We start from the raw sequence: 23,852 nt of genomic DNA on the forward strand, positions 1-23,852 counted from the left end.
TTTGAAATTAAACTAATTGAATCAATGAAATACATAATTACTTTAAGAAGTTTAGTATCCTTAAGTTTTCTACTTTTTTTTCTTCCGTTTTTGAGGACTTGCTCGGAGAAATCGATTGAAAATTTACATTCAGAAGAAGTAACCGCAGTTTTAATTGTAGATTCTGCAAATAAGGTTATCGAAGGAAATGATACAATTAGAACCTTCAAGGCTCCATCAAAACAAAAAGAAACAAAATTTTTACAACAAGAAAAAGAGAATAGAATAGTAAGAATTAATAATGCTAAAAGGGAATTTACATTTAATTTTTATACACTTTTGGTGAAGACATTGTTTACGGACAAATTGCATAAGAGTTCTTTTTTTGAATCGTCGTTTTATTATTTATCAGGCTATTTTTTAGTTTTGATATCAACCATAATAATGTGGATTTCATCATTCTTAAACAAAATAAAAACAGTACAAATTTTATCGTCAATTAATTTGATTTTATTAAGTAGTTCTACAATTTTACTTTACTTTTGCGAAGCTTTAGAAGAATTGGATCAAATCAAAATTGGTTATTATTTAATCTTTATTAATTTTATTCTAATCATTATATTTTCTAGAAAAATTCTGAAAGACAATCAAACAGTTTAAAAAATCAGCAATGAAAATCACAGAAGAAACTCAGGAAAGACTGACTATTTTAGAGAAGATCGCCAATGGAATCATCTGGTGGGTAGGATCTATCCAGTCATTAGTTTTCCATACGATTTTCTTTATCGTGTGTTTTGCATTACCTATTTTTAAAATCGTTGAGTTCGAACATATGTTGTTGGTTCTCACAACAGTTGTATCTTTGGAGGCTATTTATTTAGCGATTTTCATTCAAATGTCTGTCAACAAAAGTACAGAACATATCGAGGATCTGAAGGAAGATGTAAATGAAATCCAGGAAGATATTGATGAAATCCAAGAAGACATCGAGGAAATCCAGGAAGATGTAGAGGAGATTCAGGAAGACATTGACGAGATCCAGGAAGATGTAGAGGAAATCAACGAGGATGACGACGAAGAAGACCACAGCGAACGCGCCAGAACGGTAATGTTGAAGAGCAAAGTTTCCAATAACAAAAATGATATCAAAAACCTCAAAGACAAGATCAAAGAACTGGAAGGTTTGATTGAAAGTCTGAAGAAAAAAGAGTAATTTTTATAATTCCAATTTCACAATTTTCTCCATCTGCCTCTGATTCACACTTTCCGGCATATTTCTAAAAACAAAATTCCGAAGTCTTGTGAAATTCTCCCACTGCGCCACTTTCCCAAGCGTCCAACTGGTTTCTACAATGTGATTCACTTTTGATCTTCTGATCTTTTCGAATTGATGAAAGATTTTGTTCCAGTCTTTTTCAGTTTCTAGAAGTTTTCCGATGATGTACGCATCCTCGACTGCTTGGCAACCACCTTGTCCCATATTAGGTGTTGTGGCGTGTGCTGCGTCTCCAATCAAACAAAGATTTTCTGCAGACCATTTTTCCATTGGTTTTAGGTCGATGATGTCATTCAGAATGATGTTTTCTTTCGAAGTTTTAGAGATCATTTGCAACACATCAGGATGAAATTCCGTGAAGGTTTCCATTAGGTCAATATCATCAGAATAGAATTTTTCATTCACCAAAGCATACCAATACAATGTATTTTCCTTGATCTTCACAAAGCCGAAACGTTTTCCTTTTCCCCACATTTCATAGGCGTTGTGGCTGTATTTTTCTGGGATTTCGGTGGTCAGGATTCCGCGCCAACATTTTTGTTTCGCTTCCCGAATTTTTCCAGATTTAAGAATTTCATTTCGAACCAAAGATTTTACACCATCAGCTCCAAAGACAATCTCACTTTCGATTTCTGTTTTGTCTTCAAAAATCAAATGGTAATTTTCCTTCTTCTCAATTGTTGAAAGACGTTTATCAAGGATGATATGTTCTGATATATTCTCACTCAAGACTCTTTGAAGTTCAGCTCGGTGAATCGCAATATTGCAAACCTTGTATTTGCTTTCAAGCTTCAGAACGTCGGTTTTTGAAATGGTTTTCAGCTTTTCATCAGTGATTATCAAAGCGTGCATTTTGGTTCCTGCATTTTCAATCTTTTCTTTCAAACCGAGTTTATCGAAGATCTGCATTGCATTTCCTGCCATTGCTATTCCAGCGCCTACAGGTTTTATTTCCGGCGCGCTTTCATAGATTTTGAAATCGATGTTGTGTTGCTTTAGAACATTTCCCAAAGTCAATCCGCCAATTCCGCCACCGATGATTGAGATTTTCATTATTTAACGTTTTGTTTTTTACGCTTCTTATATTTTATCCATTGAACAAGCATTGAAATAACTACAAACAAATAAAATAGAAATATGAGGTTACCAAAAAAATCAAAATTTAAATTTAAGTCATCACCTCCTTGAACGAACAATATTATGATGATAGAAATGATAGGAACGAACAATATTGTAAACAACAGGAATGGGTAATTCTTAACATTCCAATAGAAAAAAGGTATTTTTCCTCCAGTGAAATGTCCCGGATTTAGGCTATTGTTATGCCAATCTTCAAAATCTTTCTGAAAATTTTCATCTACGTCAACCTCATTCTCATCTAAGTTTAGATTATTGATGATTCGCAATATATTCGCTTTCTGTATGTCTTCGGAAAATAAAATTAAATTTTCAATATCTATAGAATGTGGAATCTCTTGCTCATTTAGAATTAAATGAACGTATTCTAAGTTAGAAGCAAATTTGAATTTTTTAATTTCAATCATCTTCAAAAATACAAAAAAAGCAAGACCAAAAAGTCTTGCTTCAATTTCATTCCGAAAAAGGAATTCTTATTTTCCAAGGTAAGATTTCAAAATCTTACTTCTTGTGTTGTGTTTCAATCTTTTGATCGCTTTTTCTTTGATCTGACGAACTCTTTCTCTCGTAAGGTCAAAAGTTTCACCGATTTCTTCAAGCGTCATTGGATGCTTTCCGTTCAATCCGAAATACAATCTTACCAAGTCAGCCTCTCTAGGAGTCAAAGTTTGAAGCGCTCTTTCGATTTCGATTTGCAGGGATTCCAACATCAAATCCTTATCCGGACTAGGCGATTCTCCCGAACGCAAAACGTCATAAAGGTTAGAATCTTCACCTTCCACAAGCGGCGCATCCATCGATAGGTGACGACCACTGTTTTTCATAGATTCCTTGATGTCTTCCTCGCTCATATCAAGAACTTCTGCCAACTCTTCCGGAGAAGGTGGTCTTTCGTTCTCTTGCTCCAGGTGAGCATAAGCTTTGTTGATCTTGTTGATAGAACCAATCTTATTCAATGGTAATCTCACAATTCTCGACTGCTCGGCCAAAGCCTGCAAAATCGACTGACGAATCCACCAAACAGCGTAGGAGATAAATTTGAAACCTCTCGTCTCATCATATCTTTTCGCCGCTTTCATTAGACCAAGATTTCCTTCGTTGATCAGATCGGGAAGAGAAAGTCCCTGATTCTGATACTGCTTGGAAACGGAAACCACGAAACGTAAGTTAGCTTTGATCAATTTTTCCAACGCAGCTCTGTCGCCAGCGCGGATTCTTTGTGCTAAATCTACCTCTTCATCGGCCGTGATCAATTCCACTTTTCCGATTTCTTGCAGATACTTGTCTAGTGATGCGGTTTCCCTGTTGGTAACCTGTTTTGTAATTTTTAATTGTCTCATATAAAAACCTCATTCTTTAGGTTGCATTATATTATACGATCAGAAACCCAAAAAGGTTACAAATATTTTATTTTCATCAGATTAATCTTCAATTTTAACGTATTTTAAAACAAATTAATAATATTTGGGCAGCTTTTTCCGCCTTCCACTCCCAATCTTTTTGCCTTCGCTTTACCAGGTTCAAAAAAGGATTTCCGTTCAAGTCGGGCTGCAGATGCGGTATAAAAACAAAACACAGTAAAAAAACACGATTTTGTCATTCCGTAGGAATCTAAACTGCTGAGATTCCTACGGAATGACAAAAATGTTTTAAAAAAAATCCGCAAAATCGCCAAAATAGGCAATAGAGTTAAAAATATCACTCATTAATATATGATTATTTCTCTGTAAATCAATTATTCTTAACAAAAATTAAGTATTCAAAATTCTCTGTATCGATTCTAATTGTTATTTTTGCCGAATGTTTAAAAATCTGATCAGAGTTTTCATCGGCTTATCACTTTTCTCCTGCGCCAAAGAACCGGTTCCAAAACCAAAAGGCGACCTGCGTTTGGAATATCCGGCCCCGAAATATCTGAACTTTTCTGCACCTTGCGATTACTCATTTGATTACTCGGATTTTGCAAAGATCAAAGATGCAAAACAAGCGTGCTGGTACAATCTCTCGTATCCTGGGATGAAAGCCAATGTTTTCATCACTTATTTTCCAATCAAAAGTGATTTTCCGCTTCACGTGAAGGAAGTTGAGAAAATGGTGTACGAACATACCATCAAAGCAAGCTCGATTGATACTAAATCTTTTGCGTATCCTGAAAAACACGTTTACGGAAATTTCTACGAACTGAATGGTCAAACTGCTTCCAACATTCAGTTTTATGTAACAGACAGCACGAGACATTTTGTGACCGGAAATTTGTATTTCAATTCACGTCCACGTCCCGATTCTTTGGCGCCGGCGGTAGATTATATCAAAAAAGACCTTTTGCATCTGATAGATTCGTTTGAATGGAAAACTAAATAAGAAACAAGAATAAAGGCAAAAGACAACAAGAATAAAAAAAATAACAATATATAGGTAATCAGCGAAAAGCCAATTGCCATTAGCAAAAACTTAAATTATGAAATTACTAGCAGTAGGAACTGTAGCATTTGATGCCATCGAAACACCTTTTGGAAAAACAGATAAAATTCTTGGTGGTGCAGCCACATACATTGGACTTGCAGCAGCAGCTTTGGACACAGACGTTAGTTTGGTTTCCGTAATCGGCGGCGATTTCCCACAGGAATACCTTGATATGATGACTTCAAAAAACATCAATGTAGACGGTGTGGAAATGGTGAAAGACGGGAAAACTTTCTTCTGGAGCGGAAAATACCACAATGACCTAAACTCCAGAGATACTTTGGTTACAGAACTGAATGTTTTGGCAGATTTTGACCCAAAAGTTCCTGAGCATTCTTCGGAAGCAGAAGTTCTTTTGTTAGGAAATCTTGATCCTGTAGTTCAGCTTTCTGTTTTGGAAAAAATGAAAACGCAGCCGAAATTGGTGATCCTTGATACAATGAATTTCTGGATGGACATCGCTTGGGACAACTTGATGAAAGTCATTGCAAAAACAGACGTTATCACTATTAATGATGAGGAAGCAAGACAACTTTCCGGAGAATATTCTTTGGTAAAAGCGGCTAAGAAAATCCACACATTAGGACCAAAATATGTGATCATCAAAAAAGGAGAACACGGCGCATTGCTTTTCCACGACGGAAAAATCTTTGCAATTCCTGCGTTGCCTTTGGAAGAAGTTTTTGATCCAACCGGCGCTGGAGACACTTTCGCAGGCGGATTTGCATCTTATCTTACCAAGAAAGAAGATTTCAGTTTTGAAAGTATGAAAACAGCGATCATCGTTGGAAGTGCAATGGCATCTTTCACGGTAGAGAAATTCGGGACAGAAAGAATAGAAAATGTTACGAAAGAAGAATTGAGCGACAGAATCAATCAGTTCAAAGAATTGACAGCATTCGAATCTGTCATCTAAAATTTAACCTTACACAAATTTATCACTCAAAAGGGTGTTATTAAATATTTCAAATGAAGAAAATTTTGTTTCCTGCAGTTTTGGCATTCGTGTCTCAAACGGCTTTTTCACAATATTTGATCGTTGGCAAAGACAGCATCTCTGTAAAAGATTACATCAAAGAAAATAAATATGGTCTGGAAAACAACGGACCGGATAAATCCGTCAATTCGACGGTAGAATTCCTTTTGTTACAGCAGTTGGCAAAAGAGAAAAAAGCAGATACGCTTAATTTCTTCGTGAATTCTGTCAATCAGAAAATGACGGAGCTGAGAGAGCAGAAGTTCTATCCAAAACCGATTATCGATCCTTTGCTTCAGGATTTTGTAAACTCCAGCAAAACGGAAACGCAGGTTCTCCTTTTCATCAAAGAAAAAAAGGCTGACGATAAAACCGATTACAAGGCACTTTATAATCAGGTAAAAGCAGGAAAAATGAAGATGGAAGATTTCCTTGCAAAGAATGCAAATCCGGAAGCTTCCAAAGCATTTTACGTCAAGCCCGGAATGTTGGATTACGAACTGTATCAGCAGGTAAAAAATGCACCGGTTAATTCTTACACCACATTCATCGACAAACCAAATGTTGTAGGTTTTGCAAAAGTTGTTGCAACAAGACCAAGCTTAGGTTATATGATTTTTGGTGTCTTGACAATTCCAAATGATGCGAATTATGAAGCTAACAAAGCAAAAATCTACAAGGAATTAGAATCAGGAAAGAAATTCCAGGCTGTGGTGAAGGAATATGGAGCCACAGAAGATGAGAAAAATTCAGGTGGCGCTGTGATGGGTTCACCTATCTTGCCGGATGATGTTTACAATGCTTTGAAAGGTCAGTTGAAAGATTTCTATACAAAAACACCAATTCTTTTTGGTGATAAATATTTTATTTTTAATATTTATAATATTGAGCCTTACGTTTTTACAGACGCCAATAGAAGCTTTTTCCAGAAAGAAATGCTGGCAACAAGTTATGGTGAAGAAGTGACTTCAAAATTAATCGATTGGCTGAAGACGCAGGATAAATTTACAGAAACGCCAGAGTTTTTGGAAATTAAAAAGTCTTATCAGGCTTATCTTAATCCAAAAAATCCTAAAGCTGTCCTTTTCTCTTACGGAAAAAACAGCGTGAACTACGAGGATTTCAAAAAAGCGATTGATGCGCAATACAAAAACTTAGAACAGATCCCAACCAATCAATGGTCCGAGCTTGTCAATTATCAGGCGCAGCAGTATATGGTTGGCGTTTATGCTAAGAATTTCCCGAATCTTCCGGATGTGAAACCAGAAATTGATGATGTCAAAAAAAATCTGTATTCTGAATACATCTTTTCCGAATATCTGAAAGACGAAGTGAAAAATAATCCGAAACTTTACACCGATTATTACAACGAAAACAAGTCGAAATTTGTCTGGGAAAAAAGAGCAGACTCCAGAGCAGCTGTCATTTCCGATCCCAAACTTCTGAAGGAAATTGAAAAAGAAATGAAAGATCCGAAGAAATGGGAAGCTCTGAAAACGAAATACAAAAATCAGGTCAACGATAAAAACCAGGTTTTGGTTCATTTTGAAGAAGGCAAGATCCAGGAATCTTCTGATATTTTCAAGAAAAATAATGTGCCTTTCAAAAAAGGAACGTTTACGACTAAGATTTCCAACAGAGATGTGGTTGTTTCCATCGATGGACTTTTGCCGGAACAGCAGATGACACAGGTGGAAGCTCAGGAAGATATGACGGATGCAGTGACAGAGAAACTGCTTCAAAAAACAATTGCCGAGCAGCGTGCTAAAACCAAAGTTGAAATTCAGCCTGCTTTTATGGCAGAACTGAATAAAAATTTTAAGAAATAATTATAACAAAAAATGAAGCAGAATTGGTTGATAATCTTAATTTTGCAGCTTAATAAATATAAATAATGTTGAAATACACGAAATGTCTTTTTTTATTGTCAGTAATGCTTTGTTTATTTAATACAAACTTATCTGCTCAAATAAAAAAAGGTCAGCTCATAGATGGGATTGCAGCCGTGATAGGCGATGAGATTGTACTGGAGTCTGACATAGAGGATCAAGCGAACTATGCAAAACAGCAAGGCGCAAATGTGGGAGATAAATGTGATTTTATGGAGAGTATCCTGAACAACAAATTGCTCATCTACGAAGCAAAAAAGGATACATTGGTAGAAAACAGATCTGCGGCTATTAAAGAAATGGCGGGTACAAAATATACTCAGATTCTTTCGCAGTTTCCAGACGAGAAAGCGATGTTGGCAGCTTACAAATTCCGTACGTCTTACGAGATGAAAACCGCAATCGAGAAAATTGATGCAGACAATTATTACGGGCAGGCAAAATATGGCAGAATCACTGAGAAAGCAGATGTGACGCCAAATGAAGTGACGGATTTTTACAACCAGTTCAAATTCCAGTTACCAAACGTAAAGGATGAAGTTGCACTGTCAAAAATCAGTATGTTTCCAAAAATTTCTGCTGCTCACAAACAGGAGATTATTGCTAAACTCAATAAGATAAAAGACGATATCAAAAAAGGTGAAAGCTTCGAAAGCCAGGCCAGAATTTATTCCGAAGATGAAGGTTCTGCAGCACTTGGCGGTATTTACAAAAATATCAATATGGGGCAGATGGTAAAGCCATTTGAAGCAGCGGCGCTTAACCTTCAGGAAGGCGAAATGTCCGATCCTGTAGAGTCAGAATTTGGATATCACTTGATTCAGCTTGTAAAAAGAAACGGAAAGAAATACGATGCAAGACATATCCTGATCAAAAGTACTCCGAATGCTGAGGAGATTGCCGCAACAAGAAAAGAATTGGACAGCATCAGAACGTTGATTATGGACAAGAAGATGACGTTTAAAGATGCAGCCTACAAGTTCTCTGATGACAAAAGCAACAAGTTTTCTGCAGGAATTATGACCAATAATCAGGATGGATCGGATAAACTAGAAAAATTAGGTCTTGATCCTACAATTTCTTATCAGATCGCAGGTCTTAAGAAAAACGACATCACAGAACCTTTCCAGCAGGAAGATCAGCAGAAGAGAAAAATGATGAGCATCATCCAGGTGAATGATATCATCGATGCGCACCAATTGGATCTTGCTACCGACTATGAAAGAATCAAGGAAATGGCACTTAACAAAAAGAAAAACGAGATTGTTGAGAAATGGGTTAATAACAAGATCCCATCAATCTTCATCTCTGTAGATAACAAATACAAGGATTGCAAATTCCACAGCAACTGGCTGAAAAGTACAGTGGTAACAGCTGCTAAATAATCTTTGATATTAAGAATAAAAAAAGGATGAGTTGTTTGCTCATCCTTTTTTGTTTTAAATTATACTAATGATTATTCCTTTTCTAAGATTTTAAAATCAGTAAATTTTCCGTCCCATTTCTCATTATAAGTTGAAAATTCAATTGATGTTATTTGTCCCACTGTAATATCGATGACATAGCTGAGACCTTCTTTCAGCCCTTTAATCTGAATATTACCACCATTGCTGAACAGCGCGTTTGTTTCATCAAATTCACCATTAAAATCAACATATTCAAGGTTAACATCCAATCCTGATGCAGTCAATTTTCGTTCGGCAACTTTCAGAAATGGAAGATGAGATTTGAATTGTGGATATTTTGCAGTGAGATTTTCCAGTAATGTAAGTTCCAGCTCGTGTAATTCTTGCATACAATGTTTTTTTAATTCTTGTCAGGTTTGATTTACAAATGTATTTTAAATAATATTAATTGTGATTAATAACTTTTATGATTTCCACCATTCTGTAAATGTCTGCGAATCATCATCCAGATTCAGTTTTGAACCGATGATTGGTGTCGAAATTTTAAAATTTTTGCCTTTGCTGTTTTCAAAGACTTTCTGCAAAGGCTCATCCCATGTATGTTGAGCCAAAGCAAATTTCCCCGAATGTACCGGCAAAACATTTTTTACATTAAGTTCTTCTGCAACTTTTATGAACTCATCAGGTAATGTATGGATATAGCGCCACTTTTCGTTGTACTGTCCGTTTTCCAGAATTGCCCAGTCAAAGGGACCAAACTTGTCTCCAATTTCTTTAAAATGAAAATCATAACCACTATCGCCGCCCAGAAATATTTTCTTGGTAGGAGTTTCCAAAACATACGAGGACCAAAGTGTGTTGTTTCTCTTAAATCTTCGACCGGAAAAATGCCGCGCTGGAGTAGAAGTAATTTTGAATCCTTGTGATATGATTTCGTCTTCATACCAATCCAGCTCTGTGATTTTGTCCTCATCAAAACCCCATTTTTCGAAATGAGAACCTACACCCAATCCACAAATGACCTGGCTGATTTTTGGTCTCAGACTTTTAACCGTTTTAAAATCCAAATGGTCATAATGATCGTGCGAAATAATCAAAAAATCAATTTCCGGGAAATCTTCTGGCATGTAGATATCCGTTCCTGCAAACGCTTTTGTTGTCCCGGGAATTGGAGATGCATTTCCACTGAAAACCGGATCTACCAAGAATCTTTTCCCATCGATCTGAAAATAATAAGATGAATGTCCCATCCAAACCAAAAAATTATCAGTAATCGGCTGTTCCTTCAGATTGATTTTTTGAGTTGGCAATTGTATTTTCGGAATTTTGTTTTCAGTTTTGTCGGTCAGGAAATCCCAAAGTACTTTTCGCATCGTGAAACCTTCTGCCAGTGATGGCGTGAAACTCAGGTTTTGAAATGTTCCGTTTTTGTAGTTTGGAGATTGCTTCATCCGGACCAGTCTTTTTCCGGAGAATTCGCCGCCAAAAACGGGAAGATTGTAAAGATAAACAGCAACAGCTGCCAAGAGAATCAGAATAGTAAGAATCATAGTTTAATCGGTCTTTTTTACGATTAATACCCAGTCGCTGTCGAGGATTTTGTAGCCCTGATCATAAACGAAAAAGTATTGCGAGCCGTTTTTGTAAGTCACTATTTGTGTGATGTGATCAAAATCAAAACCGGCGTTCTGTAACTTAAGACGATTGACTTTTGTTTTTCCTTCAAAATTATTTTCTGCGAGGATTCTGTAATTTTTGCGGAGCCTGTTGTTCACATTCCGCATGTAGTTGGTTGAGTTTTTATTTTGCTTGTTGTTGAAGGCGTTTCGGCAGGCGTCGGAGCAGAATTTCTTGTCAGATCTTCCGATAATTTTGTCACCGCATTGCGGGCAGGTTTGTGTTTCCATTTGTGTGTTTTTTATTTTTAATTAATCTTCATCACTTAAAAGCTCATCAAAATTTTTAATCTCCGACAATTTTATCAATCTGGTTCTACTGATTTTACTCACACTTTTCTTAAAAACTTCCTCACCGCTTTCTGCATTAACATTTGTATTTACATTAACGATTTTCGTTCTCGTCAAATAATTAATGCTGGTTTCTGAGTTGATGACCGGACCTCTGTTATCACTATCGTCATATCCGATAAGTTCCAAATCAGAATTTTGATATCGGAAAGTATATTCCCAATAGCCATATCTGCCGTGTGCATAATTGATGTAGAGATTTCCTTTTTTAATTTCAAAACCTAATTCCGGTGCATAATAAACGCCGCCTTCTTCGTGTTCAGAAGAGAAGCAATCGTAGTTTTTGGTCGCCAGTTCGTAGTGGCCGTTTTTGTTGAATAAAACGATAATTCCTCGTCTGTTTCTATCCAAAACACCTTGATATTCATCATTTACAAACTTACTTTTGTCTGTTCCTTTGATGATCAAAACACAATCTTCAACACCATCTTTGTTCAGATCGCCAAAAATTTTATCAAAAACCACATAAGCTTTTGGGACAAAATCAGTTGGATAATTTTTAATTTCGGTGGTGGAAACAGATTTTTCAGTTAAGTTTGGCTTGATGGCAACAGTGTCATCATTGGTGCTGACAGATTCTTTTTTAGAATTTTCGCAACTCAAATTAAGTAGTAGTGAAATAATGCCTGAGATGAATATGTGTTTTTTCATAATTGTGCTTTGAAATTTTAAGCTATTTAGTAGCCTTTTTCTTTATTAATTTTCCATTCTCATCAATCAGATCTTTTTCTAAATAATAAATATTTTTATTCTCCCGGAAAATCATTTTCTGTAAATCATTGTGATTAATACTCTCACAACCTGTTGGAATCAAAAATGTATCGACAATCTTTCTCCAGTTTCCATTAATGAAAGAATACGTTGTCATAGAATAAGTACAGCCATTCATTGGAGCCTGAAAAACTGACAGATCATCAGCGCCGTTATTATCCAGATCACCTTCATTGATGAGAGTCATTTCGCAGCAGCCGATTTTTATGGGTTTTAATTTTTTGTCGGAAAACCGAATTTCATATTCGGCAGGCGTTCCGTTTTCAATGGGATTTCCTTTTGCTTCCTTAGTTTTAGTTGCCGTTGCAACGATTGCTTTTCCGTTTCCCAAAAAATGGCCTTCAATCTCTTCACCGATTTTTTTCTTTTGAGAAGTCTGTGCGAAAGCTACAGTATTAATTAGTAAAAGGATTGGTATCAGTTTCATTTGCTTTTTGTTTAAAATTAAAATTATAAAAACTTTTCCATTTACAAACGATTACAAACGGATATAAATACTTTTCTACCGATTCGGGTTTTGTTTTTGTTGAAAATTTGCAGCAAGGAAATCGGGAAACAGACAATTTGAACGTTCCGATTTTAAAAGTTTAATAATAAAAAATTTAATGCTATGTCTTTAAGAAACAAAGTGACATTGATTGGTCACACAGGAAAGGAAGTTGAAATATTCAATTTCGAAAATGGAAACAAACAGGCAACTGTATCCATTGCAACACACGACTACTACACCAAAGCCAATGGCGAGAAAGTGGAAGAAACGCAATGGCACAATCTGGTGGCGTACGGAAAAACGGCGGAAGTTATGGAAAAGTATATGCCGAAAGGTAAAGAAATCGCCGTCGAAGGCAAGCTGACTTACAGATCTTATGATGACAAAGACGGCGTGAAAAGAATGATTACGGAAATCCGAGTGGAAGAGCTGGTGCTTTTGGGATCCAAATAATTTACATCGGAAACCTTGTCAGACTTTCAAAACCTGACAAGGTTTTTTCATTTTAAATAATACGATTATGAAAATTAAAGTTTTTAAAATCAGGATTTCGGAAGAGTTTCTGGAAGAAGATCAATTTTTGATAAATGATTTTTTGGCAAAATTTGAAGTGTTGCACACAAATTCACAATTGATTGAGGATGAAACAAATTATTGGTCTGTCTTGGTTTCATATCAGGAGAAGAAAGCAAAAGAGCCTGTCAATAAAATCACTTCTATTTCCGAGGAAGAGCTTACTGAGGAGGAAGTCATCATTTATAACAAATTGAAAGACTGGAGATCAGAAAAGGCTAAGGAATCTCAGCTGCCCTCTTACATTATTTTTCATAATGCACATTTGATGACTATTGCCAAAAACAAACCCAGCAATTTGGAAGATTTGGAACAGGTGAATGGTATAGGAAAAACTAAAATTGAAAAATACGGTGCAGAAATTATTGAAGTTTTGGAAAATGCCTGATTCTCGTTAATCTGTTCGTAATGCATAAATTTAGTTTTAATCAATGCAAGATATTAAGATAAAAATAACATTTCAGACTACCGATTTTACAATTTATCTGTTATTTTTGTTAAATGCTAAACGATCAGAAAATTGAAAAATTCCGGCAGATTGTAGAGAATAAATTTCAAATCTACAATTCACTCTTTATGAGTCTGCCGTATGATAAAATGACAAATATCGGGATGTTGCTCCCATTCCTTGCCGAAGAAAGCAGAGAAGGTTACAATGTCGGGAAATCTCCGGAAGAAATCGTGGAAGAGTTTTTCCAGAAACACACCGAACTGGAAACTGAAGATCAGAAACTGGAACTACTTTTCAAAATCATTCAATATATAGAAAGACAGGTTGTATTGTTCGACAGTATCGAGGATGCGGCTTTCCAGCAATTGCATTCCGAGACGGATGCAGGGACTGTGATGAATATGTATGACCGCGCCAATCAGGATCATGACCTCGCAGCTATCAGAAAGAAGATGGATGATTTTGCGATCAAGATTGTTTTCACGGCGCACCCAACGCAGTTTTATCCGAATGCCGTTCAGAGAATTATCCACGATTTGCGTGATGCCATCATCAACGATTCTGTGACGCAGATCGATACTTTGCTACAGCAGTTGGGTAAAACGCCTTTTGTTAATAAAGAAAAACCAACGCCGCTTGATGAAGCTTTGAGTATTATTTATTATCTGAGATATGTCTATTATCAAAGTATTGGAGAGCTTTACAGAAAAGTAAAACAGGTTTTCGGAACTTCCAACTACACGCCGAGTCCGGATATTATTCAGTTGGGATTCTGGCCTGGAGGTGACAGAGATGGAAATCCTTTCGTGACGGCTGATATTACGATGAAAGTAGCGGAGGAACTGAGAATATCAATCCTGAAAGATTATTACGGACATTTGAAAATCGTGAGAAGACGCTTGAGTTTCCGTGGTGTTTCTGACGTTTTGAAAGCTGTGAGCAAAAGAATTTATGATTCAATTTTCCAGGAGGATGTTAGGGTTTCTGCACAGGAAATCATTGCTGAACTGGATAAAGCGGAGAAGATTCTTAAGGAAGAACACAACGGACTTTTCTTCCATGTTCTAGATGATTTCAGAGATCGTGTGAAGATTTTCGGGACGCACTTTGCAACGTTGGATATCCGTCAAGACAGCAGAGTTCATCAGAATGTAATTGATGATATCTTTAAAAAAGTCATTAATGAAGATGTGGATTCGAAAACGAATGATGAGAAGATTGATCTTCTATTAAATTCCGGAGCGGTTCTGAATCCTCAGGATTTTGATGATGAGATGACTTGCGAGACTTTGAAAAGTGTTTACAACATAAAAACCATTCAGGAGAATAATGGCGAGCGCGGGATGCACCGATACATTATTTCCAATTCTGATGAAGTGAAGGATGTGATGAACGTCTATGTGATGATGAAGCTTTGCGGCTATGCAGACGAAGATATTCATATTGATATTGTTCCGCTGTTTGAAACGATGGAAGGGTTGGATAAATCCGAAAGTGTGATGAAAACTTTGTACGATCATCCGGTTTATAAAAAACATTTGGCAAGACGAAATAACAAGCAAATCATTATGCTAGGTTTCTCAGATGGTACCAAAGATGGCGGCTACCTGAAAGCGAACTGGCAGATCTATACTTCCAAAGAGAAACTGACTAAGATCTCTGAAGATAACGACGTTAAAGTCGTGTTCTTTGACGGCAGAGGCGGACCGCCAGCGAGAGGTGGTGGAAAGACCCACGATTTCTACGCATCGCAAGGGAAAACCATTGCGAACAACCAAATCGAGTTGACGATCCAGGGGCAGACAATTACGAGTGTGTTCGGGAATAAGGATCAGGCGAAGTTTAACTTTGAACAGCTGCTGACGGCGGGGATTGAGAATGATGTTTTCAAGAGTACGAAGAAAGATCTTAACGAAAAGGAAAGATCATTAATCTCGGAATTAGCGGATATCAGCTACCAGAAATATTCTGACCTGAAGGCGCACCCGATGTTTGTGCCTTACCTGCAGGAGATGAGTACGCTGGAATATTACGGAAGAACGAATATAGGCAGTCGACCAAGCAAACGTGGAGCAGGCGCAGAACTGAAGTTTGAAGACTTGAGAGCGATTCCGTTTGTGGGATCCTGGGCACAGTTGAAGCAGAATGTTCCCGGGTTCTTTGGGTTTGGGTTTGCGCTTAAAACTTTAATGGATGCTGGAAGATTTGAGGAGATCAAAGAATTGTATAAAGGTTCGGATTTCTTTAAAACATTGGTGCTGAACTCTATGATGAGTATGAATAAGACTTATTTTCCGCTGACTTATTATATGAGAAACAATCCTAAGTTTGGGGAGTTCTGGAATATTCTTTTTGCTGAATTTTCTCTGTCTAAAGAGATGATGCTGGAACTGACAGGCTACAATATCCTGATGCAGGAGGAGCCGCTGAACCGTAAGTCTGTGAAGATCCGTGAGAAGATTGTGCTTCCGCTGTTGAGTATTCAGCAGTATGCTTTGATTAAGATTCAGAAAGGGGAAGGGAACAGGGAGAGTTATGAGAAACTGGTAATGCGTTCTTTGTTTGGGAATATTAATGCGAGTAGAAATTCCGCATAGGAAGATACAAGATAAAAGTAAAAAGAATCAAGTTTTGATTTTGGTATAAATGAAACCTCTCAAGTGATTGAGAGGTTTTTTTTGGTTTTAATATTCTAAAGTATTCTTGCCGAAATTTAGAGTAGTCTTGTTGTAATTTGGAGTAGTCTTGTTGAATTTTGGAGTAGCCTTGTTGAAGTTTGGAGTAGTCTTGTTGTAATTTGAAGTAGCCTTATTGAAGTTTGGAGTAGTCTTGTTGTAATTTGGAGTGGCCTTATTGTAATTTGGAGTAGTCTTGTTGAAGTTTGGAGTAGTCTTGTTGTAAATTAGAGTAGTCTTGTTGTTAAGGTGCTAAGGAAGTCAATTAAGATTGTCATTTGTAGGGATCCAAACCTATAGAGTTTAGATCCCTACGGGATGACAAAAGTGTGTGCTGAATAATTCTATGAAAAATGAACTGTGCTTTTTTAGTGCTGAGCATCTTTTTTTTCGGAATTCGTATTATTTGTTACCGATTTTAGCCTAATTAGCGAGGCATTGTGAATTTTAGTTTTGCGAAGGCTTTGTACTCCGGGGTGTTTTTGTCCAGGATTGTGGAGATGTAGGTTTTGGCGAGGTTGAAGGTGTCTACCAGATTGTTTCCGGAGGTGTACATTATTGTGTTGCGTCTGCCTCTTGCCATGTTGAGGGGGAAGTAGGTGTCAGCTACCTGCTGGGTGGTCTGCATCATCTGGTCTTTCTCGCCCTGAAGGGTCGCAATCTGATATTCTGTTTCGTTGGGCGCATAGTCTGGCGTGTTCTGAAGCAGCTCTATCAACTGGGCAAAATTGTTGGTGCGCTGGTCATAACTCAACTGGGAAACGGAATGGCTGTTTGGCTCTGTTGCCGGTGGGATGGGTGCTGCAGGTGGGTTTTTTCTGCCGCCTTTTAGTTTTCTTGAGATGGTCATGAAATCTTCCATCTGTGCCTCGGTTACGCCTTTGGTTGTTTTGTAGGCTTTTTGAAGTTTAGTCAGTTTTTTGTTGATGGGAGAGAAGACTGCTTCTCTGGCATTGACTGCGGAAGTGTAGGGTGGCAGTGCGGCATTGATCTCTTCCTGTTGTGTAAATGCTTCGGTGTAAAGGGTCTGAAGTTTTTTCAATTCCAGATCGGGATTGCTTGGTTTGTAGAGGGCGCCGAGATCTGTAACGTAGGAATTGAATAGGTTTGCGTTGGCCACATTTTTTGCGTGACCTGTTTCGGATGTTGAACTCATTTGTATTGTTTTTAATTGTTTATTGAAACAAATATAAAATTAATATTGAATACAAATGATTGTTCGATAAAATTTTTTGTGGAAAAGATATTATGTTAAATAAAATACTTAACCCTCGCTGGGGGCGAGGGTTTGGTTATTGTGAGTTCGGATTGGAAATATCTAAATTAGCCGTATGGATTTGTAGGACGATTCCTTTTATAATTTTCTTTAATATATATTATAGCCCTTTCTAGTCTTGTTATAGCAGATTCTAAGTCTTTATTTTCAAAAGTTGCTTCTTCCGGAATTGAAGATATTACCATTTTCAAATTTCTAAAACCAAACTCTAAATCTCTCATTACCCTACCATCAATTGAATTGTTTTGATTCATTTCTTTCAAAATAATTGAAATATATTGTGGTGGAAGTATCATTTCAGGGTTACGGAGAATTTTAAATTGCTCTCTAGTCAATTCTAGAATTTCTTCCATTGCTTCATTTGCCTTATTTTCATTTACTTCACTACTATTTGTATCAGTTCTGATCGATGATTCACTTAATAGAGGATCAAGTTTAGTCTTTAATTTTTCATACCAAACATCGAAAGTTGGCTTTAATTTATTATCATCTAACTTTTCTTTGCCTAAAGCATTATTAATACTTAAAACCAATTTTAACAAATCCTTTTTTTCATATAAAGTAGATTGGAATTGTAGTAAAGGGCTTTTTTTAAGATCGGATGGTTTTAGACCGAATAGAAAGGGGGAGACATTTGATGTGCTGAATGCTTTTGATAGCGCTCCTGCCTCAAAATTTAACCACGGAGCATCAATGTTTTGAGGTGTAACACAAAGAATTCCAAATGAAGAATCTTCTAATTCTTTTGCTATATCAATACTCCATCTCACCCCTTTATCAATATCTTCCGATGAAACATATGGTTCAACTGACTGAATTACGAATGGTAACCATTCCCTTAATTCTAAGGCTACTTTATGGCTTAATTCACCAGACCAACTTAAAAATACTTTCATTGTTATTATTTTTTTTAATTTTATGGATTAATAGTAAGTAAAATTCAATTCTAAAATTTATAGTAAACTATTCATAATTATTAACAGTCGCCAACAACTCAGTTTTGAAATTATAAATATCATCCAAAGACGTAATCAGTTTTTTCTCGCCGTTGTCTTTTCCGTTGTTAAAGACTTCAACATATTTGTTTGACGAATTAAAATGTAAACGGCAGATTGGCTTGCGGTTGTTATCATCTAACAAAATCCCAAAGTAAGATTGCGTGTCTCTGAAAGCAATGCGCGACGCTGGTAATACTTCTCTTAAAATTGCTTTTATGATTTGAGAACCTTCGATTTCTTCTTCAGTTGTTATGAATTTGGGAGTTTCTACATTTTCGTCGATTGGCTGTGTTTGCTCAACTGACTTTGGAATACTTTCGTTAATGTTCAAGGCATTTTTCAATCTGAAACTAATCGATTCATTGATAGAATTTGAGAATGCTTTCTTGGTGTATTCTCGGAAAGCTACCATTCTGGATGCTGTGAGAGGTTTGTCAAAAAATCTGTTTACCAGAAGTTTTACAATCTCATCAGATGGTTCCTGAAGTTCTTTTTCAAATTCGTTTCTGATGGCTTTGATGTATTTCAACGCTTCTGCCGAATCCAGGATTTCTTCTAAGTTGTAACCTGTTTTGGAAAACTTTTCTAATATTTTTAGGCTCGAATCTTTCAAGTTAGATAAGTCCAAAGTGAAGAATGGTTTTTCGTCCATTATGTTTGGCTTCTCCAGATCTGCATAGAAATTATATTGATGCCCGTTTGTCAAGACACCAAAACGGGATTTCGAAACGTGATAATATCTGTGAAGCTGGGAATTGTGGGCATCCACTTTTTCTTTCCAATGTTTGCATTCAATGATTAAAATTGGTTCGCCATCTCTTTTGATCACGTAATCTATTTTCTCTCCTTTCTTTGTTCCGATATCGCAAATGAATTCGGGAATGACTTCTGTCGGATTGAAAATATCGTAACCCATTATCTGAATGAACGGCATTACGAAAGCGTTTTTTGTAGCTTCTTCGGTGTTGATTTGGTCTTTCAGCGAGTCAACTCTCTGATGTAATTGTTCCAGCTTTAATTTTAAGTCTGCTTCCATAGTTTGATTAGTTTAATGTGAATTTAGTTTTAAATAAATCTAAATTTATTTTCGGTAAATATAAATATTTAACAACCAAATCCTAATTATTTTATTTATGTTGTATTAAATTCCTAATTATTTAATAAATATGGTTTTAATAATGTCAAATCTATCCTAAATATTTCAAATTATTTTACGGATATCCGTATTGTTGAAAATATGTAATTGGTTCGATGCTGAAACGCTTCGACTCCGCTCAGCGTGACAGTGCTTGAGCTACTGGGCTGATTTCGTTTAAGAGAGTATGGCAAAGGTTGGTTGCGGCAAATTTCAGCCACCGTTACTTTGGGAGTTGAATTGTGAAAGTTGGTTATAAGAATTGCAGTTTGAATCTGTGTATTCTGCAGAAATCGCGAAGTGTCATTGGTTGTTTGTTTTTTCGAATATAACTGATTGGGTTTAAATAAACTAATACCGGAAAAAAGAAATTAGAACAAGTCTTGATTCTTCAAAATGCCGATGATCATTCATAAATTGGTTTGCGATGGCACAAATTCTGATAGGTAGACGGTATCAAATTACAAAACTATGGCACTAGAATTACAATTGGCACATTGCGATGCTTGCAACGGATACTATTCTTCTACAGTACTAAATCCGAGAGATCTCAACCATCCTGATATTATCGATCATTACTTCTATCACGGCGAACCGTGGTTTACGCTGGATAAAAAGACGTTTGACCATTCGGTGGATCATCAGGAGGATAACGTGCGGATTGTGGATTTTGAGGAGCACATCAAAGATGATCAAAGCTATTGCACGTGCGCCCACAAAGCGAAGTCGAGAAAAGATTATCTCTATCATCTGACTCCGAATCTGAACACACAGAAGAAAGCAATCAAAGAATATATTGATCAGGATATTTATTTCTATGATCTGTACATCACTTCCAATAATTTTCATCAGGACATCCCGACAAGGCAGGCCATCTAGCAATGATATTTGCAGAAAGTACTTCCAAATTATCATCAGCGGCGGGTTGGTATGATAATTTCAAAGTTTGATTCAACTTTAAAAGCGGATATGGAGGAAGGAAAATTTATGCAAATCCTGGGATGGGTAGCAACGGTGACGGCAATGGCGATGTACTTCTCGTACATCCCGCAGATCTCTCACAACCTCGATGGCGACAAAGGCGACTGGCTGCAGCCGCTGGTGGCAGCCATCAACTGCAGTCTGTGGGTGACTTACGGTTTTATGAAAAAGCCGAAGCGGGACTGGCCGATTGTGGTGGCGAATTCTCCCGGAATCTTTTTTGGCTTGTTCGCTTTTGCCACGGCGATTTAATTTCGGGAAATCTTTTGTAGTGGCTCAATTTGTGTAATAAGGCTAATACCAAAAATGAAATCAATATGTACAAGAAAATACTTGCAGGTCTGGGCGGCGCAATTGCCCTGAACCTTTTACACGAAATCGTGAGGCACAACTTCGACAACGTTCCGGAAGTAAATAAAGTGGGAGAGGAAGCTCTGAACAAAGCTCTGGATACAGTGGATATGAAAATCACAGATCACGATCAGCTTTACGCCGCGACACTTGCGGGAGACGTCATCAGCAATGGCATCTATTACGCTAGTACTGCGACGAGTGGTTTCAATCTTGTTTCGGGTGTGGCGGCCGGAGTAGGCGCGGTGATGCTCCCGAAAAATATGGGACTGGATGACTCGCCTGTTGCGGAGACCACTCAGAAGAAGCTGATGACCGTTGGCTATTATCTCTTCGGGGCCGTCGTCACAAAACTGATTTATGACAAAATAAAATAGAAGATCAAAAAATCTCTGGCAGGCACCAGAGATTTTTTTATTTTATGGATTCGATAAGGTCGTAATTCAATACCGCAAACATCAGAATGAAATGAACAAAATCATGTTCTACTTCTTTCCTGTTGATGAGCTTTTTCCTGTAATGATAGGAGGAAAATACTTTAATTAATTTTTGGTATTTAAACAAATTTTCTCCTCTCAGATACATATTGATGTTGCCATCTTTCTTTTTGATCAGTTGGTCGTCCAGTGTACGAACTTTGAAAAGAACTTCACATAATTTGTGATTGACGCCGTTTTTAACCGAGTATCTTTCTACGATATTAATTTTGAATGCGTCCAGTACAATGTTGTTAAAGACGATGTTAGAGCCTGCTTCCTGGGTGTTGAGCTCAAGCGAGTAATTCATGAATTTTAATTGTTCTGCAAATCTATAAAAAGGAAACGCTAAAAAAAAGTCTAGATTAATAAATTATGAATATTATTCAATTAATTTATAACAGTTTTGGCAAAAGTTTGATATGAATGTGGAAATCGTATCAGAAATCTTTTATTTGTTGGAAATTGGTAATGAAATTTGCAATTATGGCTTTTCAGTATTTTAAAAATTTTCTTCTCATGTATATTAATAGAATTGAATTTGAGAAAGAAGTTGCTTCAAGTCGATGAAATTAAACCTCAGTTCGTTTTCCACTATTTCAGAATTGAGGGCAAGATAAAATCCTTTACAATTCTCTCGGCTTGCGGATGTCCGTAACGTTTGTTGTAAGCTTTTGAAGTGATAATGTTGACGATTGGAAGATCTTTGAGCATGAGGAATTCGTTACCGCCGTTTCCTGCATTTCAATAAAAAACCTCGCTCCAACTATTTGAAACAAGGTTTGATTTTTAGAAGACTAAAAATTATTCTTTAATAAATTTCTCTATCAATTCCTGATCTCCGGTCTTAACTTTTACCAGGTAATTTCCTTTTGCAAGTTGAGAAACATTGATGTTTTTTTTAGTTTCAGTTTTGATTAATCTTCCTAAAACATCATAAATTTCAACAGATTTTATAGGCTTGTCAGATGAAATACTAAGGACATCCTTTGTTGGATTGGGATATATTTTCATCTGGGTTTTTTGAAGGTCTTTTACCGCAAGAGTCTGGTAAGTTTTGTAAAAATTAAAAATACCATAACCCATTTGTGGAGAGGTGTTTGGGTAAAGAGATGCATTTTGTCTCAGTTTATTTTTGATCTCTTCTCTTGATGTTGTTTTGAGCAATGATTGCAGCAAGCATGCAACGCCACCCGCGGCCAAAGGATTGGAAAGCGAGGTTCCGGAAGCTTGCGTTACCTGATTCCCAAATACGGTGTAAGTATCAGTTCCTCTGGCGCTTCCATCAGGTTTTACGACGCCTGCAGAGTTGGGACCGTAAGAAGAAAAAGTTGAAACATTACCCTGATTTGTCACCGCACCAATTGTGAAAACTTTCGCATTATCTGCAGGTGTTGAGATATAATGCCATGCTGCTGCTCCGCTATTACCTGCTGAAACAGTCAGGAAAATGCCTTTTTCAGCGGCAATTTGTGCACCTCTTGCGATGAATGAAGTTGTTCCGTTCATATCAGCATAGGTGTAATCATACCGGCTGTCATCAAAATCTGTGTAACCCAAAGAAGTAGAAATGACATCTACACCTTTTCTGTCAGCTTCCTCTGCTGCTTCTATCCAATAAAGTTCTTCTTCTGGGATTTCATTGGCGCCATCTTCGCTGGCGTACAGATAGAAATCGGCATCCGGAGCACTTCCCACAAATTGATTATCGAGAAATCCACCAATGGTTCCAAGACAGATTGATCCGTGTGTATTTAAAGAAGTATTATAAATGTCTGTGCTTTTATCAATGAAATTGAAACCGCCTTTGATTTGTCCGTTATCACGTAGTCTTTTATAAGCATTTCCTGTATTGACAGTAGGAAATCCGGTGTCAATTACGGCAATCGTCATTCCAGCTCCTGTAAAACCAGCCACGTGAAGTGCACGGATATTAACCTGATTAATCTGATTGAGTCCACTACCATAATTAAAAGTGGTTAAGCCATCTTTGCCAGCGAATTCCTGATTAAACTCTTTGAATTTCTCAATTTTTTCCTGTCGTTTTCCACCGTTTGGATTTTTAACAAAACTTTCCACGTGATCCACAAAACTTTGTTCAGCTAAAGTTTGAATCTGAGATGAAGTAGCATTTACCGCCACACCATTGAGCCATTTTGAATAGTCAGTCACATCAAATCCAAGATTCTGAATATTAGCAATATAACTTTGTTCAATGGGCGCATCCTGGTCTGAGAGCGCAATTCCCAAATTTGTTCTTCTGTCCAGTGATTTCTGTGTCAGCTCCGATAATGGATTAGAATAAAAAGCCGCTTTGTTGGGTTTGTCCTTGAAGAAAACAAAAACTAATTCGGTTTGAGCTGTGGCTATCAAAGAAAAGCTAACCGATAAAATTGTAAAGATTTTTCTCACGTTTCGGGAAATTTGATTTTTTAAACTGATAAATAAATGTAAATTTACAAAATAATGTTTTTGCTTTTGAAATCGGTTTCAAGAAATATTTTTGCTAATATTCATAACGG

The 23,852-nt window shown here is 36.8% G+C and carries 25 protein-coding genes; 12 read left to right on the forward strand and 13 right to left on the reverse strand.

Annotation, left to right across the window (positions count from 1 at the left end; translation table 11 throughout):
• Nucleotides 1-24: 24 nt before the first annotated feature.
• The gene (locus LUD75_RS13935) at nucleotides 25-639 is read left to right on the forward strand and encodes a hypothetical protein (protein WP_232706371.1); all 615 of its coding nucleotides are present in this window, start codon (nucleotides 25-27) and stop codon (nucleotides 637-639) included.
• Between the two features lie 10 nt (nucleotides 640-649).
• On the forward strand, nucleotides 650-1,192 hold the full coding sequence (locus LUD75_RS13940) for a DUF1003 domain-containing protein (protein WP_232706372.1): 543 nt from the start codon (nucleotides 650-652) through the stop codon (nucleotides 1,190-1,192).
• Nucleotides 1,193-1,195: 3 nt separating this feature from the next.
• Here the strand turns inward: LUD75_RS13940 and LUD75_RS13945 are convergent, their stop codons facing one another.
• The 3 genes from LUD75_RS13945 to LUD75_RS13955 form a co-directional block, all read right to left on the reverse strand.
• A complete protein-coding gene (locus tag LUD75_RS13945) occupies nucleotides 1,196-2,308 on the reverse strand; it encodes an FAD-dependent monooxygenase (protein WP_232706374.1) in 1,113 nt (370 codons plus the stop codon).
• Nucleotides 2,308-2,799: a hypothetical protein gene (locus tag LUD75_RS13950; RefSeq protein WP_232706375.1), complete on the reverse strand. Its 492-nt coding sequence runs from the start codon at nucleotides 2,797-2,799 to the stop codon at nucleotides 2,308-2,310. Before LUD75_RS13950 ends, LUD75_RS13945 begins: the two co-directional genes overlap by 1 nt.
• Before the next feature lie 66 nt (nucleotides 2,800-2,865).
• Nucleotides 2,866-3,732, reverse strand: coding sequence for an RNA polymerase sigma factor RpoD/SigA (locus LUD75_RS13955; protein ID WP_027383822.1), 867 nt, complete (start codon nucleotides 3,730-3,732; stop codon nucleotides 2,866-2,868).
• Nucleotides 3,733-4,192: 460 nt separating this feature from the next.
• On the opposite strand from LUD75_RS13955, the gene gldD reads away from it, so the two are divergent.
• The 4 genes from gldD to LUD75_RS13975 all read left to right on the forward strand — a co-directional run bounded on the left by gldD (nucleotide 4,193) and on the right by LUD75_RS13975 (nucleotide 9,105).
• Complete coding sequence (gldD, locus tag LUD75_RS13960; RefSeq protein ID WP_232706376.1) at nucleotides 4,193-4,753, forward strand: gliding motility lipoprotein GldD; 561 nt, start codon at nucleotides 4,193-4,195, stop codon at nucleotides 4,751-4,753.
• A gap of 97 nt (nucleotides 4,754-4,850) precedes the next feature.
• Nucleotides 4,851-5,771: a PfkB family carbohydrate kinase gene (locus LUD75_RS13965; protein WP_232706378.1), complete on the forward strand. Its 921-nt coding sequence runs from the start codon at nucleotides 4,851-4,853 to the stop codon at nucleotides 5,769-5,771.
• A gap of 53 nt (nucleotides 5,772-5,824) precedes the next feature.
• The gene (locus LUD75_RS13970) at nucleotides 5,825-7,660 is read left to right on the forward strand and encodes a hypothetical protein (protein ID WP_232706380.1); all 1,836 of its coding nucleotides are present in this window, start codon (nucleotides 5,825-5,827) and stop codon (nucleotides 7,658-7,660) included.
• Nucleotides 7,661-7,764: 104 nt separating this feature from the next.
• Nucleotides 7,765-9,105, forward strand: coding sequence for a peptidylprolyl isomerase (locus LUD75_RS13975; protein WP_232706381.1), 1,341 nt, complete (start codon nucleotides 7,765-7,767; stop codon nucleotides 9,103-9,105).
• A gap of 71 nt (nucleotides 9,106-9,176) precedes the next feature.
• Here the strand turns inward: LUD75_RS13975 and LUD75_RS13980 are convergent, their stop codons facing one another.
• The 5 genes from LUD75_RS13980 to LUD75_RS14000 all read right to left on the reverse strand — a co-directional run bounded on the left by LUD75_RS13980 (nucleotide 9,177) and on the right by LUD75_RS14000 (nucleotide 12,351).
• Nucleotides 9,177-9,515 (reverse strand): hypothetical protein, encoded by a 339-nt coding sequence (locus LUD75_RS13980; protein WP_232706382.1) that lies wholly within the window; start codon nucleotides 9,513-9,515, stop codon nucleotides 9,177-9,179.
• Between the two features lie 75 nt (nucleotides 9,516-9,590).
• Entirely contained in the window at nucleotides 9,591-10,676 is a 1,086-nt protein-coding gene (locus LUD75_RS13985) for an MBL fold metallo-hydrolase (RefSeq protein WP_232706383.1), read from the reverse strand.
• Between the two features lie 3 nt (nucleotides 10,677-10,679).
• Complete coding sequence (locus tag LUD75_RS13990; RefSeq protein ID WP_232706384.1) at nucleotides 10,680-11,033, reverse strand: DUF2116 family Zn-ribbon domain-containing protein; 354 nt, start codon at nucleotides 11,031-11,033, stop codon at nucleotides 10,680-10,682.
• Between the two features lie 21 nt (nucleotides 11,034-11,054).
• The gene (locus LUD75_RS13995; protein ID WP_232706386.1) at nucleotides 11,055-11,804 is read right to left on the reverse strand and encodes a hypothetical protein; all 750 of its coding nucleotides are present in this window, start codon (nucleotides 11,802-11,804) and stop codon (nucleotides 11,055-11,057) included.
• A gap of 22 nt (nucleotides 11,805-11,826) precedes the next feature.
• A complete protein-coding gene (locus LUD75_RS14000; RefSeq protein ID WP_232706387.1) occupies nucleotides 11,827-12,351 on the reverse strand; it encodes a hypothetical protein in 525 nt (174 codons plus the stop codon).
• 183 nt (nucleotides 12,352-12,534) lie between these two features.
• Between LUD75_RS14000 and ssb the strand changes: the two genes are divergently transcribed.
• The 3 genes from ssb (at nucleotide 12,535) to LUD75_RS14015 (ending at nucleotide 16,035) form a co-directional block, all read left to right on the forward strand.
• A complete protein-coding gene (gene ssb / locus LUD75_RS14005) occupies nucleotides 12,535-12,867 on the forward strand; it encodes a single-stranded DNA-binding protein (protein ID WP_232706388.1) in 333 nt (110 codons plus the stop codon).
• A gap of 67 nt (nucleotides 12,868-12,934) precedes the next feature.
• On the forward strand, nucleotides 12,935-13,375 hold the full coding sequence (locus LUD75_RS14010; RefSeq protein WP_232706390.1) for an HRDC domain-containing protein: 441 nt from the start codon (nucleotides 12,935-12,937) through the stop codon (nucleotides 13,373-13,375).
• Nucleotides 13,376-13,488: 113 nt separating this feature from the next.
• Complete coding sequence (locus tag LUD75_RS14015) at nucleotides 13,489-16,035, forward strand: phosphoenolpyruvate carboxylase (protein WP_232706391.1); 2,547 nt, start codon at nucleotides 13,489-13,491, stop codon at nucleotides 16,033-16,035.
• 505 nt (nucleotides 16,036-16,540) lie between these two features.
• Here LUD75_RS14015 and LUD75_RS14020 read toward each other — a convergent pair.
• The 3 genes from LUD75_RS14020 to LUD75_RS14030 form a co-directional block, all read right to left on the reverse strand.
• The gene (locus LUD75_RS14020; protein ID WP_232706393.1) at nucleotides 16,541-17,269 is read right to left on the reverse strand and encodes a hypothetical protein; all 729 of its coding nucleotides are present in this window, start codon (nucleotides 17,267-17,269) and stop codon (nucleotides 16,541-16,543) included.
• A gap of 167 nt (nucleotides 17,270-17,436) precedes the next feature.
• On the reverse strand, nucleotides 17,437-18,285 hold the full coding sequence (locus tag LUD75_RS14025; protein ID WP_232706394.1) for a TIR domain-containing protein: 849 nt from the start codon (nucleotides 18,283-18,285) through the stop codon (nucleotides 17,437-17,439).
• Between the two features lie 67 nt (nucleotides 18,286-18,352).
• Nucleotides 18,353-19,423, reverse strand: coding sequence for a type I restriction endonuclease (locus LUD75_RS14030; protein WP_232706395.1), 1,071 nt, complete (start codon nucleotides 19,421-19,423; stop codon nucleotides 18,353-18,355).
• Nucleotides 19,424-19,993: 570 nt separating this feature from the next.
• On the opposite strand from LUD75_RS14030, the gene LUD75_RS14035 reads away from it, so the two are divergent.
• From LUD75_RS14035 to LUD75_RS14045, 3 genes are all read left to right on the forward strand, one after another.
• A complete protein-coding gene (locus LUD75_RS14035) occupies nucleotides 19,994-20,401 on the forward strand; it encodes a hypothetical protein (protein ID WP_232706396.1) in 408 nt (135 codons plus the stop codon).
• Between the two features lie 90 nt (nucleotides 20,402-20,491).
• A complete protein-coding gene (locus tag LUD75_RS14040) occupies nucleotides 20,492-20,755 on the forward strand; it encodes an SWEET family sugar transporter (protein ID WP_232706397.1) in 264 nt (87 codons plus the stop codon).
• A gap of 65 nt (nucleotides 20,756-20,820) precedes the next feature.
• A complete protein-coding gene (locus LUD75_RS14045; RefSeq protein ID WP_232706398.1) occupies nucleotides 20,821-21,231 on the forward strand; it encodes a hypothetical protein in 411 nt (136 codons plus the stop codon).
• Nucleotides 21,232-21,268: 37 nt separating this feature from the next.
• On the opposite strand, the gene LUD75_RS14050 is transcribed toward LUD75_RS14045, so the two are convergent.
• Together LUD75_RS14050 and LUD75_RS14055 are read right to left on the reverse strand one after the other, a co-directional pair.
• Nucleotides 21,269-21,640 carry a prevent-host-death protein gene (locus LUD75_RS14050; RefSeq protein ID WP_232706399.1) on the reverse strand — a complete coding sequence of 124 codons (372 nt, stop codon included), beginning with the start codon at nucleotides 21,638-21,640 and terminating at the stop codon, nucleotides 21,269-21,271.
• A gap of 494 nt (nucleotides 21,641-22,134) precedes the next feature.
• A complete protein-coding gene (locus tag LUD75_RS14055; RefSeq protein ID WP_232706400.1) occupies nucleotides 22,135-23,742 on the reverse strand; it encodes a S8/S53 family peptidase in 1,608 nt (535 codons plus the stop codon).
• Nucleotides 23,743-23,852 lie beyond the last annotated feature (110 nt).

The organism is Epilithonimonas sp. JDS, assembly GCF_021261315.1.
Taxonomy (GTDB): Bacteria; Bacteroidota; Bacteroidia; order Flavobacteriales; family Weeksellaceae; genus Epilithonimonas.